Below are 3,696 nucleotides of genomic sequence, written 5' to 3' on the forward strand. Positions count from 1 at the left end.
TGGATCGTGACGCGCTCTGTGGCGCTGAGTTCGTGATAGGACATGGGGCAACACCTTACCGAAATGGTCGGGTGTTGCACTCAGTTTTTGCGGCCGCCTTTCTTTTCGCCGCTGAATGAAGCGACCACCTCCGATTCGACTTGCAAAAAGGAATTAGCAAAACATGAAGCTTGTACTTAATTTCGATGGTTCAGCCCTTACCGCAAACAATCTCCAGCAGGCAATCACAGCTGCGGGATCCAACACAACCATCAATATCGACACTGCTCAGGCCGTAAACATAACCACGCTCCTCCAGGTCATCGGCATCGCGGGAAATACCAAGCACCTGAGCGCCACATTCAATGGTGCTCAGTTGACCTCAAATAATCTGCAACAAGCAGTAAATGCGTCCGGCAGCAACACCAACATCGCCGTCAATACTGCACAGGCGGTAAACATCAACACTCTGCTTTCCATAATATCGTCCGCGGGCACCACCAAACATTTCAGCGCCGATTTCAATGGCGCCCAACTCACCGCAAATAATTTGCAGCAGGCGGTAGCCACCGCGCAATCAGGCACAAGTATCGGTGTGAACACGGCTCAAGCGGCGAACATTACCGCCCTTCTCGAGGCGATAAATGCTGCGGGCAGCAGCAAGGCATTTAGTGCAAATTTCAACGGAGCCCAGCTCACTGGCACAAACTTGCAGCAAGCTCTTACCGCCGCCGGCACAAATACTTCGATTGGCGTAAATACCGCCCAAGCGATCAACATCACAACTTTGCTACAGTTACTTAGCATCGCTGGCTATACCAAGAAATTCAGCGCCGATTTCAATGGCGCTCAACTGACTTCGAACAACCTTCAGCAAGCCGTCAGCGCGGCAGGAACCAACTCGAGCATCAGCGTCAACACCGCCCAGGCGGCGAACATCACGGCCCTCCTTCAGGCCATACAGAATGCGGGCAACAATAAGAACTTCAGCGCAGACTTCAATGGCGCGCAATTGACAGCAGATAATCTGCAGCAAGCGCTGACTGCAGCGGGGACTATGACCAAGATCAGTATTAACACTGCTCAAGCAGTAAACATCAACACCATGCTTCAACTTCTCTCTATTGCCGGAGCTGGCAAACTCTTCAGCGCCACATTCAACGGCGCGCAATTAACGGCAAACAACCTTCAACAAACCGTCAGCAATGCTGGGGCGAACACGACGATCATTGTCGCAAGCGCTCAAAGTACCCCCATCGCTACTCTGCTGGATGTCATCGGCACTGCGGGCTAATGCCCCTTCGCAGGTACTCACTGAGTACCTGCGCCCGCCATCAATTCATTCGAGTGCGGATTTCAACCAATCTGCCATCGACAAAGCGCAGGTATTGATATGCCCCATTGCTGGGGCCATAAACCCAATTCTCAATTGTTGCAGCGCCTTTTGCTACGTAACCATTAGCGTCGACAGCAGGACCCACAACCTGACGCTGCGCTGGCTGACCACACTTCCTAATCACATCAACTATCAATTCGCCTTCGCTTATCAAATTACTTCCACAACGCATTGTGGCTGCTTGAGTAGATGTTGCAGCAAAAGCAAGCAAGCCAAACAACAAACCAATGCAAGATTCCCTAAACCTCATAACGTACTCCTTGAGAAATAATCCGCCAGAAGATCGGCCCGTCTTAAGACTACCACACCCTTGCACCCGAGCGTCATTACACACATCAACATTGGCACACGTCTCGACAGTGGCTGCTGACGAGTATAAGAAGGGAGCCATTGGTCGTTAAAGGCTCCGTCAAATTACTTGAGGTGAGTTGATCCGGACAGCGGAGCACTTCCCCGGAAACCGGCGTTCTGCTAGCTCCATTCGTCGTGCTCACTGCCTGGTTCATTTATCGCAGCACCTATTGAGCGGTAGTCCGCTATGGGTCGGTAGCTGCCTCTCACCAGCGTCAGCAATCGGCTGTAGACTCAATCGGCGAACGCAGTACACCACCCATACTTAGGCGAGAGAGAGTATTGCGCTTAGTCGTTGAATCCACAGTCGGGAAACGACAGCTCCGTGGACTGCATTCTGTTGAGCAAGGCCGCTACAGCCCCTCCTACTGCCCCTTTCTCACCTTCTCAATTTCCCTGTAGGCAATATCATCAAGGTCCTCGATGGGAATGCCAAAATAGCCTGCCTTGGCTGCCGCTTCATGATCAAAATCCAGCGTTCCTTCGCGATCATCATCGATGTAAAAGTCAAACATTTCGTTCTCCTCTGCTCAATGGTTATCGCGCCGACCCGATACGGACTCGCTTAGCCCTCAATGGTTTGATCTGCAGTCTCCCACTCGCTTGAGCGAGATGCTGCAAGACGTCGGCAGCAATTTCCGTCGCGACCTCATCATTCCGATCCAGTGTACCGATGCCCATATCCGCGGCGCTGACCATCTTGTCATGGTTCCAGCAGCAGTAACCTCCCCTACCCTTGGTGACCTCTCGCCATAGCTCACCAAGGCTATGGGCCTTGTTCCAGTCACTTTTGACGTAGGTCGCGTCGAAGAAGAACGTTACAGGGATGAAAAAGTCCGTACTGCCTTGCTCCACAGAACAAATGTGGCCCACCTCGTAACGACTGATCGAGCGACGTCTCCTTTCGCGCATCAGTTGCTCCAGGTCTGCAAAAACCTGCTCCACACGCAACGCTGCAGCAGCCTCTGGCAAATAGGTCAGCTTGGCTCGCACGATCACTAGCCGACCGTGACGATCCAACAATCGATGCAGATAGCTGACTGCCTTACGCCCGCTCCGCTTGGTGTGGTACTTCCAGTCATTCTGAAGACGCTGAAACGAAGGGCTAAGAGTGAGCTCATGAATACGCTGTACCAGCAGCTCCAAGGTTTCCTCGGGACTTAGATACCTGCTCTCGCTCTCATCGAGACAGGTCATGCCTACCAGAGGACTAAACTCAATGCCGATGCTCTGACATCCCTCCAGAAAGACCGAAAGGTGTCTACTCAGCTCATAGCCATCCACAGCAGCAACGACAAACTCGTACATCCGCCGCAGGTTCCAAATGTCATGCGTCAGTGAGGTCGTCACCGCGACCGACTCACCGGTGGTGTCGGTAGCCATCTCAAACGACTGAGTATGCGAATACTGGAAGGCGTTTACGAGCTTCTCGATCTGGATGGATATTGCGGATTGGGAAAGGGATTCAGTGGTCATGGCGTGGCACCTGGTTGTTGGTTTCATACCAGGTGCTGGATTGGTTTTTTTCTACGGAACAGCAGAGACTTGACAGCCACGATCAATGAGCCGTTGCCCCCACAGACTCATCCGGTTGATCAACAGCAGGAGGCATCCCTGCATTGGTCATACAAGCGACTGGGGCAGACCGAGAAATACAGACGCCAACCACGACAGGCTTTCTATAAGAGAGGCTCCTAGAAAGCCTGGCGTATGCTCTTATCAGGGGAATACGGGCAGCTATGCCTGGCTGTTGAGACGAATTCGCTTCACCAGCAGGTTCATCATTTCCTCAGGTGTCAGGTAACTACTTTCGCTTTCATCCAGAAAGACAGTCTCCCCCTGGATGGACTCGATTCCGATACCTCTGCAAGCCTCTCGGAAGGTCCACAGCTTTTCACTGCCGGAATCAGCATCCACCGACATGGCACGTTTATACATGATCCGGACACCTGTTCCACGCTCATTCGGAC

Annotated in this window: 4 protein-coding genes and 1 pseudogene; 1 reads left to right on the forward strand and 4 read right to left on the reverse strand. The window is 52.5% G+C overall.

Going from position 1 to position 3,696, the window contains the following annotated elements; genetic code table 11:
• Positions 1-163: 163 nt before the first annotated feature.
• A complete protein-coding gene (locus A9513_RS31215) occupies positions 164-1,273 on the forward strand; it encodes a hypothetical protein (RefSeq protein WP_065086411.1) in 1,110 nt (369 codons plus the stop codon).
• A gap of 40 nt (positions 1,274-1,313) precedes the next feature.
• On the opposite strand, the gene A9513_RS35295 is transcribed toward A9513_RS31215, so the two are convergent.
• The 4 genes and pseudogenes from A9513_RS35295 to A9513_RS31225 all read right to left on the reverse strand — a co-directional run.
• Positions 1,314-1,625: a DUF2845 domain-containing protein gene (locus tag A9513_RS35295; RefSeq protein WP_081596642.1), complete on the reverse strand. Its 312-nt coding sequence runs from the start codon at positions 1,623-1,625 to the stop codon at positions 1,314-1,316.
• Between the two features lie 466 nt (positions 1,626-2,091).
• Positions 2,092-2,241 carry a hypothetical protein gene (locus A9513_RS36250; RefSeq protein WP_169889710.1) on the reverse strand — a complete coding sequence of 50 codons (150 nt, stop codon included), beginning with the start codon at positions 2,239-2,241 and terminating at the stop codon, positions 2,092-2,094.
• A gap of 22 nt (positions 2,242-2,263) precedes the next feature.
• A complete protein-coding gene (locus tag A9513_RS31220) occupies positions 2,264-3,202 on the reverse strand; it encodes a hypothetical protein (RefSeq protein WP_065086412.1) in 939 nt (312 codons plus the stop codon).
• Positions 3,203-3,463: 261 nt separating this feature from the next.
• Positions 3,464-3,696, reverse strand: a pseudogene (locus A9513_RS31225) (hypothetical protein); the annotation flags it as partial.

Source organism: Pseudomonas sp. AU12215, from assembly GCF_001675465.2.
Classification (GTDB): domain Bacteria; phylum Pseudomonadota; class Gammaproteobacteria; order Pseudomonadales; family Pseudomonadaceae; genus Pseudomonas; species Pseudomonas nitroreducens.